This is a genomic window from Bifidobacterium cuniculi, assembly GCF_000741575.1.
GTDB lineage: Bacteria > Actinomycetota > Actinomycetes > Actinomycetales > Bifidobacteriaceae > Bifidobacterium > Bifidobacterium cuniculi.
On record NZ_JGYV01000001.1, the window covers coordinates 270,387 to 284,124 of the forward strand.

Sequence of the window (13,738 nt, forward strand, 5' to 3'; positions counted from 1 at the left end):
CGGCGTCGACCCGCAGTCCGCGGCCCGCATGCTCGGCCTTCAGGGCGTCGAATTCACCGGCGCGGTGCCCGTGAGCCTGCGCATGCCCCAAACGGACGCCACCGGCTTGGAAGAGAAATAGCGCTAAGTGAGGGGAGGCATGATGGCCCTTAACGACCTGAAAGCCTCCCCGGGACGCGAACAGGAATTCCAGGCGCTGCTCGACAAGCTGTACAAGGACTATGTCGACGAACTGGACCTGATGGTCGAGGAAGCCGCCGACGAGATCGAGACTGCCGTGGAACGCGGCCTGGTGGATAGGCGGCAGATCGTCACCGATTGGACTCAGACGGCCGCGCAGCGTGCCGACGACTACTACCAGGCGGTACGCGAAGCGTGGAAGGAATACGCCGGCGTCGACATGCCACCGTTGGACTCCTATGGCCTGGTCGACGTGAACAGTGCCTTGTGGGAAACCCAGAGCCAACTGGTCAACGAACGCTACATCGGCATGCGATACCAGGACGCGATCAACGGCCACACCAAGTATGGCGTGACCATGCAGGACTTGTGGCCGTCGATGGAGAACATCGACGACGCGCAGCAGTTCATCGCGGACATGATGCGCAACAGCGCCCGCTTGCAGACCATGCACGACATGCGCCACGACCCCACCCGTCCGCGGTGGGCGCGCGTCCCGTCGGGTGCCAAGACGTGCGCGTTCTGCATGATGCTCGCCTCCAGGGGCTTCGCGTACCTGAGCGACGAGACCGCCGGCAGGGGAGGCAGCCGCTACCATGCGGACTGCGACTGCAAGGTCATCCCCAGCTGGGGTCGACAGACGCTTAAAGGCTACGATGTGGAGCGTTACCAGACCTGGTATCAGGACGGTGTTGCCGGTGCCGGAGCCGGTGCCGGCGAGAATCTCATACTCAAGGTAATGCGTCGCGCGCATCCGGGTGACATGACGGATGGAGTATTCCCCAAACCAGATATCGCATGGTCAACTAAGCAGATCATGCCGAAACAGTATGAGCTGAAGCGGCTGAGTGACCCCACAGTCGCCAAAAGTGGGGATAAATACAGTAGCGCTGAGAAACTAAAAGTTGTGCGAGGATGGACCGATGGCACCTTCCGCTCCATCAATGATGCGCTGTTCGGCAACATTCCACATACCTCCGAGATTGACCAACGGATTGATATGATGGATGAGATTCTCCGGGACCATGACACGATGACAAAATTCACCGTGGACCGACTGTTCAATATCAAGACCTTCAACATCACCTCTAGCTCACAAGTGACTGATTTGAGACCAGGATCCGTGTACGGTCACGCGGGATACATGGCGACAAGCCTGATCGAAGGCGGCATCAAGGCAGTCAAGGATGATGGCGAACGCATCGCCGCCCGCATCTTGGTGCCTCCCGGAAGCCATGCCGTGTACTTGCAGCCTTCCTCAAAAGCCCGTACACGGCAGGAAGAAGTATTGTTGCCCCGGGATAGCGTGCTGCAATACGACAGCTATTCCGTCATGTCCGACGGAAGAATCATGCTCTATCTGCGATTGGTATGATTGCATCATGGAATACGAAGACGATTACATGGACCGCTTCATCGGTAAAGAGGGCGAACTCCGACAGATCACGGATCCCGCGGCCATCGCTCATGCACATGAGCGTACTGGTTTCGTGTCTTTGACCGATGAGGAATGGGAATACGTGCGAAGAAGGGGACGTGAACTCATGGAGCAGCATGTCGCCTTCAACTCACGTGACCTTCGTGAGGAGTATGCGCGTCTCAAGGCGAAATCGTAGAAGACTGATAACTGTACGCCAAACGCCACCATTCTATGGTGGCGTTTCTTTTATCCGGCTGGGTATCCAAGCGGCCAACGGAACCCGATGCACATCGGGCGGCATCAGCCTGCGCAAGGTTCGAATCCTGCTCCAGCCACGACTCTAAGCCACCGCACGGTGGCTTTTTTGTTCCCCGAAACGGGGCCCAATCAGGAAGGAACAATCCCATGGAACTCGACGAGGCACTCGCCAGGATCAAGGAACTCGAGGAAACCAACACGGCACAGGCCGCGAAACTCGAGGAGACCATCAAGCATTCACGCGAGTGGGAGACGCGGGCCAAGGCGAACAAGGCGAAGGCCGACGAGCTGGAACAGCTCAAGGCGCAGGACGCCGAACGCGCCAGGCAGCTCGCCGAACTCCAGGCATACAAGGACAGTGCGGAGGCCGCCAAGGAGCGCAGCGCCCTGGCGGCGAAGGTCAGCGAGGAGACGGGCGTACCCGCCGAGCTGCTGGTCGGCGAAGACGAGGAGGCCATGCGCTCCTATGCCGGCAAGCTCGACCAGTACGCACACCCCAAGCCGCAAGGCATGCCCAACCAGGGCAGCACGCCGGACGTGCAACCCAAGGACGAGCAGGCCCGCCAGTTCGTAAACGGATTGTTCGATCAAATCAAGTAACCCCAGGAAGGAAACAACCATGCCCATGGATACCAGCAAGATCAAGCTGCCGGTCGAGATCGCCGACGCGGTGGTCAACAAGGTGGGCGAGACGTCCACCATCGCCAAGCTCAGCTCGAGCACGCCGGAAATGTTCACCGACAAGGAATACATGCTGTTCACCGGTGACGCGGAGGCCGAGGTGATCGGCGAAGGCGAGAAGAAGGGCTCCTACGAGCAGTCCCTGAAGTACGTGACCGGCAAGCGGTTCAAGGTGCAGACCACCACGCGAGTCACCTCCGAGCTGCGTTGGGCGGACGAGGACAACCGCTTCCGCATCATCCAGCGCATCCAGGAGGACCAGTCCAAGGCCATCGCCCGCGCCCTCGACTACGTCATCTACCACGCCATCAACCCCAAGACCGGCGTGAAGCTCGACGGCTATGACGCGCTGACCGACGCCGCGAACGCGGTGACCGTCACCGACGACCCGATCGCCGACATGGACGCCCTGGCTGATGCGCTGGCCGAGTACGACGTGTCCGGCCTGGCACTGTCGCGCAAGTGGGCGGCGGACCTGCGCAAGCTGCGCGTACCGACCACCGGCATGCGCTACTACCCGGAGATCCCGATGAACCTGGACATGGCGGGCAGCATCGACGGCGTACCCACCGCGACCAGCACCACGGTCAGCGGCAAGCTCGCCAAGACCCCCACCAAGGTCCTCGCCGTCATGGGCGACTTCAACCTCATCAAGTGGGGCATGGTGCGCGACATCACCGCCGAGGTCATCGAATACGGCGACCCGGACCAGTCCGGCGTGGACCTGAAGGCGTATAACCAGATCGCGTACCGGTCCGAGGCGATGTTCTCCTACGCGGTCCTCGACCCCAAGGCGTTCACCGTCCTCAAGGAGGTGTGACGATGGCTGTCAACCAGTTCCCGCCGCAGACCTTCGTGGTCACTGATGACGGCAAGAAGCACAAGCCCCGGGTCCTCGACCCGCGCGTACGCCTGGTCAACCCGGACGGCACCCCCTACGCGCCGGCAGCGACTGCTGCGGCGTCGCTGAAAGACGTGCAGGGCGATGCAGTGGCCGACGCGACCGCGGACACGATCGTCGACCAGTTCAACGCACTGCTCGACTCGCTGCGCGCCGCCGGCATCATCGCAACCGAGTAGGAGGAGCAGCAGCGATGAGCGACAAGCAGACACCCGACCTGGTGCCGTCGCCGCCGTTCGCCACGCCCGACGACCTGGCCAAACGGTGGCACGGTTTCGAATCCGGTGAGAAGGAACTGGTGGAGACGCTCATGGAGGACGCCAGCGACATCATCATGGGCTTGCAACCCCACTGGCAGCAGCTGCCCGCGGCAACGCTCAAACGCATCTGCTGCCAGATGGTCAAGCGTGCCATGATCGCCGACTCGCTCGGCGTGGGCGTGGGCGTTACCCAGGTCAACCAGACCACGGGCCCGTTCACGGACGGCATGACCTTCGCGAACCCCACCGGCGACCTGTACCTGCTCGACAGCGAGAAACGCAGCCTGGGCATCGGCCGCCAGCAGGCATTCCACGTGCACATGGAAGGATGCGCCCATGATCGAGGATGATTACGAGACGGTGTGCGTGTACCGTCCCACGGTCGAATTCGTCGACGGCCGCAAGGTACCGGGTGCCCTGGAGCGCGTCGGGCGGGCGCGCATGCTGGTCGCCCCGGTCGCCATGGAGCGCGTCCTGGACACGGGACGCACCGTCATGGTCGACGGCTTCGACCTGTATGCGCGCGGCCATGCGGACATCGACATGCGTGTCGGTGACGTGCTCGGCATCCGCGGATACCGGGCCACGATCACCGAGTCCCCGGCCATGTGGAAACGCGGCGACCGCGTGGTCGGCTGGCATTGGCACGCGGAATTGAAGGAGGACCTATGAGCGGCAAGGTGAAGGTCGTGCTCAACCGGGCGAACGTGTCCAGACAGCTGCTGCACAACACGCAACTGTTGGACGACGTGCAGGCCCAGGTGGAGGGCATGGCGCAGGTGCATCCGGCTATCAAGGTGTACCGCAACGAGGATGGTGACCGCGGCAACGTGGTCGCCACCATCCCCATGGCGGTGGAAGACGCGCACCGCGGCCTGATGGCCGACATGCTCGCCAAGGTGCGTGTCTGATGGCCGGCCTCGGACTGCTCGGACAGGACCCGTCCGCCATGCTGTTCGCCATCGCCCAGGATGCGGTGCCCGGAGTGCCCGTCGGCTTCGACATGCCCGCGGGAAGCCGCAAACTGTTCCTCACCCTGTCGGCGGGCGCGCCCGTCACCCCGGTCTCCCAGTACTGGACGTTGACCGTGTCCGCGTACTCGTCCACGGCGGGCATCCTCGACCATGCGGACGCGGATCGCATGTGGCGCGCCCTGGTGCGCGCCCTGCTCGCCCGCCGCCACGAGACGCCGCTGGTCGACGCGGATTTGCAGGCGGGCCCCATGACCACCCACGACACCCAGTCGGATGTCGACTACGTGTACGGCGCGGTGATGCTCACCGTCGCCATGAAATAACAACCGAAAGGAACACCATGGATAAGCTTGAAGCACAGCTTATGGCGTCGGGCGGCATCGAATTCGTCTCCGACGGCAACAATGCGGAACTCGTCAAACTCATCAAGGAAGCCGCGATCTTCAAATACGAGGTCGGCGAATCCGTCGGCACGTTGAACGGCCAGTGGCAGCCCGCATCCGGCAAGCAGCCCCTCGGCTACTTTTCCGAGGACGGCATCACCATCCACCCAGAAGCAGGCGATTCGAACGATTTTTCCGCCCACAACGGCGACACCGTCGTCTCCTGGAATTCCGGAGGCTACTGGACCGTGCAGTTCAGCGGCCTGGAATCCAAGAAGGAAGTCATCGAAACCTACTTCGACACCACCGTGGACGCCACCGGCGCGATCACCATCGACAAGGCGGAATGCAACAAGGCCGCCCAGTACGTCATCGCAGGGCTCACCCAGGACGGCAACCTCATCGTCCTGCACGTGCCCAAGGCGAAGGTCGGCGAACGCGAGGACGTCGTGTGGAAGATCAGCGAGCTGATGAGCTACGGCATGACCCTGCGACTGTTCCGCGACGCCCCGAAGGACAAATACTTCTTCAAGGCGTGGGGCTTCGCCCAGGGCGCCTGACCCTTACCATCCCAAACCACCACCGGCCCTGCACCGCACACCTGGTGCGGGGCCCTGTTCATGAAGGACACCGATGAGCGACACCATCAACCTGACCCCCACTCCGCGCACCCCGGACGCCGACCAGCGGCCCATCCGCATCCAGTACGGCGACGTGAAAATGGACCTGCCCCGCCTGGACGACTCCACCCAGCTGCCCATCGAACTGATCATCGCCGGCATGGGCGCCGCCAGCCAGGGCTGGGACAACCTCGACAACGAACAGAAGATGGCGTTCATGGCGACCATCCTCGCATTCCTCACCAAGCAGTACCCCAAGTTCGCGCGCGAACTCGACCGCAAGAGCGGCGACAAGGTCCGTGACCTGGGCCTCATCTTCGACGCGTGGGCGACCGCCACCACGGAACTGGACCCAAAAGCCTGACCCTTGTCTGGCTCATCCAGGAGCACTACTGGGCCGTGCAGGCCGACTGGCTCAAGGTGTGGCATGAACGCCTCGACCTGACCGTCACGCCCCTTCATGAAGCGTGGGCCATGTGCAAGGAAACCCTCAAGGACCATGCTGGTCACATGTTCGCCGTCCTCGCCGACTGGGCGTGGATCCCGGACGGCTCCGACCGCACCTTGCACGCACTGTCGCAAACCAGTACGCGCCGCAGCGAACCGCCCTGGCAGCAGCCCATGCCATGGGACGGCGAACCACGCCACGCCACGAACCATGAGCTACGCAACCGGCTCAAGGAACGACTCGGCATCCAAGACGCATAACCGAACAGGGAGGATACTTCGATGGCGCAGGAACTCGGCACCGGATACATCATCATCCAGCCCTCCACCAAGGGGCTGGGCAAGGCCATCGAAGGCTCCATCGACACCGCCACCACCACGGGCAGCGCGAAGAGCAGCAAGACCCTCCTGCAGCGGCTCGGCGGCACCTTCGGCAAGATCGGCAAGATCGGTGTGGCCGCCACCAGCGCCATCGGCGGCGCGGTCGTCGGACTGGCAGCCAAGGGCGGCTTCGACCGTGCCCTGAACATCGAACGCGCCCAGACCAAGCTCAAGGCGTTGGGCCATGACACCAAGAGCATCGACGGCATCATGTCCGACGCGTTGGCGTCCGTCAAGGGCACCGCGTTCGGCCTGGGTGACGCCGCAAGCGTGGCGGCCCAACTGGTCGCTTCCGGCGTCAAGCAGGGCAAGGAATTGGAGAACGCGCTGACCCTGGTGGGGGATGCGGCGCAGGTCGCCGGCGTCGAGTTCACCGACATGGGCACCATCTTCTCCAAGGTCGCCGCCACCGGGCACTTGCAGGGCGACGAGATGAACCAGCTCATGGAAGCCGGCATCCCCGTCCTGCAGGATTTGGCCAAGCATTACGGCATCACCGCCGACGAGGCGCGCGAGATGGTGTCCGACGGCAAGGTGAGCTTCGAGGATTTCTCCGCCGCGATGCAGGAGCATTTCGGTGGTGCCGCGCAACGCGCCGGCGAATCCTTCGACGGCGCCATGGCCAACATCAAGGCCGCCCTGTCCCGTGTGGGCGAGGGCTTCGGCACGCCGCTGATCAAGGGTGCCACCAAGCTCGCCAACCAGCTGATTCCCGTCGTGGACCAGCTCGCCGGCGCGTTCAAACCGTTGCAGAAGCAGTTCGAAACCGTGTTCGGTGATGTCGTCGACAAGGCCGGCATCCATATTGATGAGTTCTCCAAGAAGCTCGAGTCGGGCGAGATCACCATCCAGGACCTCGGCCGACAACTCGGGCTGCTCGCCGGCGGCTTCGCCACCCTCGCCGCGGTCGGCGGCAACATCAACCCGCTCCTGGATGCGGTCAACCAGTTCGCCGACGGCGCCGACAGTGCGGTGGCCAAGGCCGGTGACGCGTTCAAGGCACTGCCCGGCAAGATCTCCGAACATCTGGAGTCCGGCCGCGGCATAATCACCCGATTCAAGGGACTGTTCGACAAGGACATCCGCGAAATGCTGCTCGTGGACAGCGACACGTTCACATCGGCGGCGGAACGCATCAAGAACGGGCTATCCGGCATTGGAGACCACTTCAAGAACGGTTTCGACAAGCTTGCCGACACGAAACTCGGTTCCAAGGTCGGCAAGGTATTCGATGCCATGAAGACCGGCATCGGTACCGGCGCCGCCAAGGTCAAGGGCGCGATCACGGAGAAAATGGCCGGACTCGCATTCTCCTTCGAGAACAACCCAGTCGTGACCTCGGTCAAGGACCTGGGCGGCAAGATCGCCGGCAGCCTCGGCGCCCTAGGTGGGAAAATCACGTCTTCCATGTCATCGCTTGGCGGCAAGGTCAAGGGTGCGCTCGCACCCGTCGGGGAAATCTTCGGCGGTATCGGCGACATGGTCGGCCCCAAGCTCAAGGGCGGCCTCGACAAGGTCGGCGGCATGCTCACCAGCTTCTTCAGCCCCGGCAACTTCATGAAATTCGTCGGCATCGGTGCCATCGCCGCAGCCCTCGTCGCCGGCATCGGCATGATCAACGAAGCCACCGGCGGCAAAGCGGCGGAAATGGCATCCAACCTGGTCGCCAAACTCACCGACGCCATCGGCAAGGCCATGGAATGGATCACCAACAGCCTGCCCGGGCTCATGCAATCCGGCAGCGACATCATCCTCGCCATCCTCAACGGCATCACCGCCATGCTGCCCTCCTTGGCCACCATGGCCGGACAGGCCATCAACACGCTCGTCACCGGACTGGCCGCCGCCCTGCCCCAACTCATCCCCGCCGCAGTGAACGCCATCACAACCCTGGTGACCTCCCTCATCGACCAGCTGCCCCTGCTCATCGACGCAGGCATGCAACTGCTGCAAGGACTCGTGGAAGGCCTCGTCAACTCGATCCCCGTCCTCGTGGCCGCCCTGCCGGAAATCATCGACTCCCTGGTCACCGCGATCACCACCAGCCTGCCCGACATCATCGAATCAGGCGTCGATATCCTCAACGCCCTGGTCGACGGCCTCATCCAAGCCATCCCCGCCCTGGTCGAAGCCTTGCCGGAAATCATCGACGCCCTGGTCGGCGGCATCACCGAGAACCTGCCCGCCATCATCGACGCCGGCGTCGACCTGCTCCTCGCACTCATCGACGGACTCGTCAAGGCACTGCCGGAAATCGCCAAGGCGTTGCCGAAGATCCTCGAAGCAATCGTGGAAGGCATCATCGACAACCTACCCATGATCATCGAAGCAGCCGTCTACCTGATGATCGCGCTCGCGGAAGGCCTCATCAAGGCCATCCCCGAACTGCTCAAGGCGATCCCCGATATCTTCAACGCCCTGTGCGAGGGATTCGCGGAAACCGACTGGGGACAGCTCGGCCATGACCTCCTCGACGCGGTCGGTGAAGGACTGGAAGCCGCGAAGGACGCCCTTGGCGAGGTGTGGAACAACATATGGAACGGCATCAAGGACAAGGCCGGTGAGATCTGGGAGAACATCAAGACCACCGTGTCCGACAAGTTCAACGAGGTCAAGGACGGCATCGGCTCCAAGTTCGAGGAGATCAAGACCGGATGGTCCGAAGGATGGGAGAACGTCAAATCCAAGTGTTCGGACACATGGGACAGCATCAAGTCCGGCGTGGCCAGCAAGTGGGAAGAGACGAAGACCAACGTGTCCGACGGCATGAGCAAGCTCAAGTCCGACTGGTCGAGCGGCTGGGAAGACACCAAGTCGAAGTGCGGCAACGCGTGGAACACCATCAAAACCAACTGTTCGAACGGCATCAACAACGCCAAGACGAATATCTCCAACGGGTTGGGCAACATCAAGTCCAACTGGAGTTCGGGATGGGAGTCCATGAAAACCAAGATGGGCAACGTCTGGGAAGGCATCAAGTCCGGCGTGTCTACGGGCATCAACAACGTGATGGACTCCGTTCGCGGCATCAAGGACAGGATCACCGGGTTCTTCTCGGGTGCAGGCCAGTGGCTCGTCGACTCGGGCCGTTCCATCATCAACGGTCTGGGCGAAGGCATCTCCAGCGCGTTCAACCATGTGAAGGGCATGCTGTCCGACGGATTGCAGTCGCTTCGTAACCTGCTGCCGTTCTCCCCGGCGAAGGAAGGCCCGTTCTCCGGTCACGGGTGGACGCTGTACTCGGGCCGGTCCATCATGCAGGCCATGGCGCAGGGCATCGAGGATGAAACCGACGGTGCCGTCAAGACCATGGACCGGGCCATGGGCCGCCTCTACCAGAGCGCCAACAGTGCCAACACCGGCAAGTACGGTGTCGGCTTCGACCTGCAAGCCCAGTTGGACGAGGCAGTCGCGAACCTGCGCCTGAGCGTCCCATGGGATGGCATCAGCCCCGTGGACGCGTACCCGGCGGGCAAGACCGTCAACTACACGATCGAGATCAACGGTGAACGCCTGGACGCGGACCGTCGCCTGGCCACTCTGCTGGACGAGCTGGTGGCCGCGTGCGGCGTGAGCCTGAAAGCGAGGACATGATGGCTGACGGGTACGGCAGCATCATCGCGAACTCGTGGCGCTGCCACATATCCGCATGGGTGCTTTCCCAGACCGACACGACCGCGACCATCCGCGTGGAAGCACGCTTCCAGGCGGTCAACGGCTGGTACTTCCAGATCAACGGCGTGCAGGGCAAGGTCACGTGCAACGGGCAGTCCGCGTCCGCCACGGGCAGCGTGAACATCACCCAGAACGGGGAGACGGTCATCTGCCGTAAGGACGTGACCGTCTCCAAGGGCGACAATGCGCGCAACATCACCTGTTCGGCGACGATCACGCAAAGCTCCTTCAATTCCGGTTCGTCGTCCGCGTCCTGCGCGGTCTCTGTCGCCGGCGTCGCCTATTTGAAGCCAAACGCGCCCAGGAACGTGTCCTACAAGCGAGAAAGCGACTCCGCCGTATTGTGCACGTGGCAGGCTGCGTGGGACAATGCCGCCAGGAAACCATGGCACGGCTTGCAGGTGTGGATGCGGCAACGTGTCGGCGGTGGCGCCTGGGGTGCGTGGTCTCGTAAGGCGACGCTCAACTGGGATGCGACCAGCTACCGGTTCACCGGCCTGAAAGCGAACGCATGCTACCAGTTCACCGTGTACGCGACGAACCCGGCAGGCGAGTCCACGCACGTGGACTCCGCGTTCATCTACACCACGCCCGCCGCCCCCAAGACCGTCACGGCGGCGAAGACGAGTGCGACGAGCGTGAAGGTGAGCGTGGACGCGTCGAACACCTTCGCATACATGGTGCGCATCGACCGCGTCGTGGACGGCACCCGCACCCACCTGAAATGGGAGACCCCGGTCTCCGGGAAGGCGACATACACGGACAGTGCGGCGCCCGCCGCCACGGTCGCCTACGACGTCATCGTCAGCCGTCCCGTCTACGGCAACGACACCACCAAGGGTGAACTCGTATCCGCCTGGAAGCAGTCGAACACGGTCGCCACGATGCAGCCGCCGGCCGCGCCCACGATCCTCGCACCCATGGGTGTGCTGCCCATCGGCCAGGTGGCCACGATCGAATGGAAGCCGAGCCATCCGGACGGGTCCGCCCAGTCGGCTGCGCAGGTGGAGGTCACCAAGCCCATCGGCGGCGGCAACGAAACCATCGACATATCCGGAACCGCGACCAGTGTGCAATGCTCCTGCCCGACGCCGGGCGAGTACACGGTGCGTGTGCGCACCAAGGGCGTGGACGCCGAGTGGGGTGCGTGGAGCAGCGTGCACTCGTGGCGGTGCGCGAACCCGCCCATGGTCACCCTCAACCCCATCAACGGCGACAATGTGGTGCGCGGCCTGCCTATCGAGGTGGAGTGGAGCGTGTCTGACGGGGATGGCATCGCCCGGCAGACGCTGACAATCACGGATGGTGACGGACCGCCCGTGTTCATGGTGCAACCCGGCACGAGCGTACGCCATGCCACGATCCGCGCCGACCAGTACACACCATCCCAGGGGGCGCAGCTGCTCGTCTCCATCACGGTCCTGTCGGGATCCTCGTTGCAGACCACGGCCACGCAACTGGTCACGGTCGACTATGACCCGCCGGCCGTGCCATCCGCGCAATGCGACCTGGACGCCGGGTACGGGGTGACCGTCACCGTGCACGCCGGCACCGAGGACGGCAAGCCCGCCACGGAATACCTCAGCGTGTACCGCGACGTGCAGGGATCGTCCACCCTGGTGGCGCCGCACCTGGCAGAGGGTGAGATGATCACCGACCGGCTGCCGCCCCTGCATGTCGACTACGCGTACCGTGTCGTCGCGCACGCCGATTCCGGTGCCATCGCCGAAGCGAACACGGGCATGTTCATCGACGCCGACGGGCCAGTCTTGAACTTCGGACCGGACGCCGATGAGTGCGTGGTCGTGGGCGGCGCATGGAAGGTGTCCGAGAAACCACAGCTGGACACCAGCGAATACCATTTCGCGGACGACACGGGGCTGCCCGTCTCCTACGGTTCGGGCGACCTGGACAACACGGTCAGCGTCACCTCAAGCTACCTGTGGGATGCGACCCTGTACCGGCGTATCCGCGGCCTGGCGCGCACGTATGCGCAGGGCTGGCTGCGCCTGCTGGGCGGCCCCGTCATGTATGTGCGCGTCTCCATGAGCCAGTCGCTTTCGGCTGACGGGCAGATGGTCGACTTCGACGCGGACTGCGACGAACTCGTCTGGCAGGATCCACATATGTGGTGGCTCGACGAGGACGACGCGCCGGACGGAACGGACGAGGAGGGTGCGGATGGATCTGACGCATCATAGGATGCCGTTCGACATGCGACTGCGTGTCATGCGCGTCGACCGGGCCAGCGGCCAGGAAACCGGCCAACTGGCCACGGTCGTGTCGGGCGGGTCGATCAGTCGCAACCAGGACACCACCGTCGGCGAACAGGCCACGCTCGAACTGGTCGGCGACACCGACCTGGGCGCCGACCTGCTGCGCATCTGGGCCGACCTGGCCTACAGTGACGGCACCGGGGAAAGCATCCCCCTGGGCACGTTCCTCGCGGATGGCCCCAAACGGCAGGTCACCGGCGGGGCGGACGTGAACATTCCCTTGACCTTGTATGGGCGTCTGCGGGAATTGGACGACGACCAGTTCACCGGGCCGGTCAGCATCGCCAAGGGCGCCAACCCGATGGACTGGATCGACAAGACCATCCGCGAGGCGGGCCTGACCGTCGCCGCGCACGACGCGTGCGCCTACCGGATGGGAGCCGCCTGGACCTTCGGCGCCGGCGACACGAAGGACAAGAGCAAGCTTGACGCGATCAACGCACTGTTGGACCTGGCCGGATGGTCCGCCGCGGCGACCGACCCGTGGGGCCGTGTCCTGCTCACCCCATACCGGGACCCCGCACAGCGTGCCCCCTCCTGGGAGTTCGTGCAAGGGGAGGGCGCCCGGTTCCTGCGAAGCATGACCGACGAACGTGACTGGTTCGACACCGCCAACCAGGTGCGCGTCATCTACGCCACGCAAGCCAAGGAAATCATCGGCATCGCACGCGACGAAACCGCTGGCGAGTTCAGCATCCCCACCCGTGGCCGTGTCATCTCCAAGACGTACACGTACACGGACGTACCCGACGGCAAGACCGACGCGCAGCTCAAGACCATGGCCAACCAAAAAGCCAAGGAACTGCTCGCCACCGCACAGGCCGTCATCCACCGCGTCACCCTCACCCACATCTACGCGCCCATCAACGTCGGCGACGTCATCCACCTCGACTACCCAAGCGGCGGCATCGAAGGGGACTTCGCAATCCGCACCCAGAAAATCAGACTCGAGGCGGGACTGCCCGTCGAATGCGAAGCCAGGAGCTTCCAGAGAGGAGGAACCACATGAGCATGAACCAGGACGCGTACCGGGCCCGAGACGCCGGACAGACCCTCGCACAAACCCTGGCCAACAGCCTGGCACCACCCGACGTGCCCGGCTTCGACTGGGCGACCTGCGCCGGGCCTCCCGCCGACAACGTCCTGCCCGTCATCTTGCAGGAGGCCGCCATGAGCGTGCCCTACACCACCAACTGCGCGGCAGCCAAAAGCGGTGACCGTGTCCTTCTGCTCACCGTCGGCCACCTGACCACCGCCATAGCCATCCTCACCCAGTAGAAAG

Annotated in this window: 16 protein-coding genes and 1 tRNA gene; all 17 read left to right on the plus strand. The window is 63.5% G+C overall.

The features are described 5' to 3' along the window. Positions 1–139: 139 nt before the first annotated feature. The 17 genes from BCUN_RS11230 (at position 140) to BCUN_RS01260 (ending at position 13,734) form a co-directional block, all read left to right on the plus strand. Positions 140–1,555, plus strand: a complete 1,416-nt coding sequence (locus BCUN_RS11230; RefSeq protein ID WP_051920431.1) for a VG15 protein — start codon at positions 140–142, stop codon at positions 1,553–1,555. 7 nt (positions 1,556–1,562) lie between these two features. Continuing rightward, positions 1,563–1,796 carry a hypothetical protein gene (locus BCUN_RS01185; protein WP_033515098.1) on the plus strand — a complete coding sequence of 78 codons (234 nt, stop codon included), beginning with the start codon at positions 1,563–1,565 and terminating at the stop codon, positions 1,794–1,796. Between the two features lie 56 nt (positions 1,797–1,852). Beyond that, a tRNA-OTHER gene (locus BCUN_RS01190) sits at positions 1,853–1,935 on the plus strand. A gap of 70 nt (positions 1,936–2,005) precedes the next feature. Next, positions 2,006–2,458 carry a hypothetical protein gene (locus BCUN_RS01195; protein ID WP_051920433.1) on the plus strand — a complete coding sequence of 151 codons (453 nt, stop codon included), beginning with the start codon at positions 2,006–2,008 and terminating at the stop codon, positions 2,456–2,458. A gap of 19 nt (positions 2,459–2,477) precedes the next feature. After that, positions 2,478–3,359 carry a phage major capsid protein gene (locus tag BCUN_RS01200; protein WP_033515100.1) on the plus strand — a complete coding sequence of 294 codons (882 nt, stop codon included), beginning with the start codon at positions 2,478–2,480 and terminating at the stop codon, positions 3,357–3,359. Between the two features lie 2 nt (positions 3,360–3,361). After that, positions 3,362–3,619 (plus strand): head fiber protein, encoded by a 258-nt coding sequence (locus BCUN_RS12595; RefSeq protein WP_033515102.1) that lies wholly within the window; start codon positions 3,362–3,364, stop codon positions 3,617–3,619. A 14-nt stretch (positions 3,620–3,633) separates the two neighbouring features. Continuing rightward, complete coding sequence (locus tag BCUN_RS01210; protein ID WP_033515104.1) at positions 3,634–4,050, plus strand: Gp19/Gp15/Gp42 family protein; 417 nt, start codon at positions 3,634–3,636, stop codon at positions 4,048–4,050. Beyond that, positions 4,037–4,372 (plus strand): hypothetical protein, encoded by a 336-nt coding sequence (locus BCUN_RS01215; RefSeq protein ID WP_033515106.1) that lies wholly within the window; start codon positions 4,037–4,039, stop codon positions 4,370–4,372. The genes BCUN_RS01210 and BCUN_RS01215 overlap by 14 nt, the downstream gene beginning before the upstream one ends. Then, complete coding sequence (locus tag BCUN_RS01220) at positions 4,369–4,611, plus strand: hypothetical protein (RefSeq protein ID WP_033515108.1); 243 nt, start codon at positions 4,369–4,371, stop codon at positions 4,609–4,611. Before BCUN_RS01215 ends, BCUN_RS01220 begins: the two co-directional genes overlap by 4 nt. Next, positions 4,611–4,997 (plus strand): hypothetical protein, encoded by a 387-nt coding sequence (locus BCUN_RS01225; protein ID WP_033515110.1) that lies wholly within the window; start codon positions 4,611–4,613, stop codon positions 4,995–4,997. The genes BCUN_RS01220 and BCUN_RS01225 overlap by 1 nt, the downstream gene beginning before the upstream one ends. Positions 4,998–5,014: 17 nt before the next feature. Then, positions 5,015–5,617 (plus strand): hypothetical protein, encoded by a 603-nt coding sequence (locus tag BCUN_RS01230; RefSeq protein WP_152598023.1) that lies wholly within the window; start codon positions 5,015–5,017, stop codon positions 5,615–5,617. A gap of 73 nt (positions 5,618–5,690) precedes the next feature. Continuing rightward, on the plus strand, positions 5,691–6,041 hold the full coding sequence (locus BCUN_RS01235) for a hypothetical protein (RefSeq protein ID WP_033515112.1): 351 nt from the start codon (positions 5,691–5,693) through the stop codon (positions 6,039–6,041). Beyond that, positions 6,002–6,385 (plus strand): hypothetical protein, encoded by a 384-nt coding sequence (locus BCUN_RS01240; protein ID WP_152598024.1) that lies wholly within the window; start codon positions 6,002–6,004, stop codon positions 6,383–6,385. Before BCUN_RS01235 ends, BCUN_RS01240 begins: the two co-directional genes overlap by 40 nt. A gap of 21 nt (positions 6,386–6,406) precedes the next feature. Further along, positions 6,407–10,099, plus strand: coding sequence for a tape measure protein (locus BCUN_RS11235; protein WP_051920436.1), 3,693 nt, complete (start codon positions 6,407–6,409; stop codon positions 10,097–10,099). Beyond that, positions 10,096–12,381 carry a fibronectin type III domain-containing protein gene (locus tag BCUN_RS01250; RefSeq protein ID WP_081895458.1) on the plus strand — a complete coding sequence of 762 codons (2,286 nt, stop codon included), beginning with the start codon at positions 10,096–10,098 and terminating at the stop codon, positions 12,379–12,381. The genes BCUN_RS11235 and BCUN_RS01250 overlap by 4 nt, the downstream gene beginning before the upstream one ends. Next, the gene (locus BCUN_RS01255) at positions 12,362–13,465 is read left to right on the plus strand and encodes a hypothetical protein (protein ID WP_156100107.1); all 1,104 of its coding nucleotides are present in this window, start codon (positions 12,362–12,364) and stop codon (positions 13,463–13,465) included. The genes BCUN_RS01250 and BCUN_RS01255 overlap by 20 nt, the downstream gene beginning before the upstream one ends. Continuing rightward, a complete protein-coding gene (locus BCUN_RS01260) occupies positions 13,462–13,734 on the plus strand; it encodes a hypothetical protein (protein ID WP_033515120.1) in 273 nt (90 codons plus the stop codon). Before BCUN_RS01255 ends, BCUN_RS01260 begins: the two co-directional genes overlap by 4 nt. Positions 13,735–13,738 lie beyond the last annotated feature (4 nt).

Excerpts from the sequence above, each read along its gene's own strand:
- BCUN_RS11230 (WP_051920431.1), top strand. The coding sequence starts at position 140 with ATGATGGCCCTTAACGACCTGAAAGCCTCCCCGGGACGCGAACAGGAA.
- BCUN_RS01185 (WP_033515098.1), top strand. The coding sequence starts at position 1,563 with ATGGAATACGAAGACGATTACATGGACCGCTTCATCGGTAAAGAGGGC.
- BCUN_RS01195 (WP_051920433.1), top strand. The coding sequence starts at position 2,006 with ATGGAACTCGACGAGGCACTCGCCAGGATCAAGGAACTCGAGGAAACC.
- BCUN_RS01200 (WP_033515100.1), top strand. The coding sequence starts at position 2,478 with ATGCCCATGGATACCAGCAAGATCAAGCTGCCGGTCGAGATCGCCGAC.
- BCUN_RS12595 (WP_033515102.1), top strand. The coding sequence starts at position 3,362 with ATGGCTGTCAACCAGTTCCCGCCGCAGACCTTCGTGGTCACTGATGAC.
- BCUN_RS01210 (WP_033515104.1), top strand. The coding sequence starts at position 3,634 with ATGAGCGACAAGCAGACACCCGACCTGGTGCCGTCGCCGCCGTTCGCC.
- BCUN_RS01215 (WP_033515106.1), top strand. The coding sequence starts at position 4,037 with ATGATCGAGGATGATTACGAGACGGTGTGCGTGTACCGTCCCACGGTC.
- BCUN_RS01220 (WP_033515108.1), top strand. The coding sequence starts at position 4,369 with ATGAGCGGCAAGGTGAAGGTCGTGCTCAACCGGGCGAACGTGTCCAGA.
- BCUN_RS01225 (WP_033515110.1), top strand. The coding sequence starts at position 4,611 with ATGGCCGGCCTCGGACTGCTCGGACAGGACCCGTCCGCCATGCTGTTC.
- BCUN_RS01230 (WP_152598023.1), top strand. The coding sequence starts at position 5,015 with ATGGATAAGCTTGAAGCACAGCTTATGGCGTCGGGCGGCATCGAATTC.
- BCUN_RS01235 (WP_033515112.1), top strand. The coding sequence starts at position 5,691 with ATGAGCGACACCATCAACCTGACCCCCACTCCGCGCACCCCGGACGCC.
- BCUN_RS11235 (WP_051920436.1), top strand. The coding sequence starts at position 6,407 with ATGGCGCAGGAACTCGGCACCGGATACATCATCATCCAGCCCTCCACC.
- BCUN_RS01250 (WP_081895458.1), top strand. The coding sequence starts at position 10,096 with ATGATGGCTGACGGGTACGGCAGCATCATCGCGAACTCGTGGCGCTGC.
- BCUN_RS01255 (WP_156100107.1), top strand. The coding sequence starts at position 12,362 with ATGGATCTGACGCATCATAGGATGCCGTTCGACATGCGACTGCGTGTC.
- BCUN_RS01260 (WP_033515120.1), top strand. The coding sequence starts at position 13,462 with ATGAGCATGAACCAGGACGCGTACCGGGCCCGAGACGCCGGACAGACC.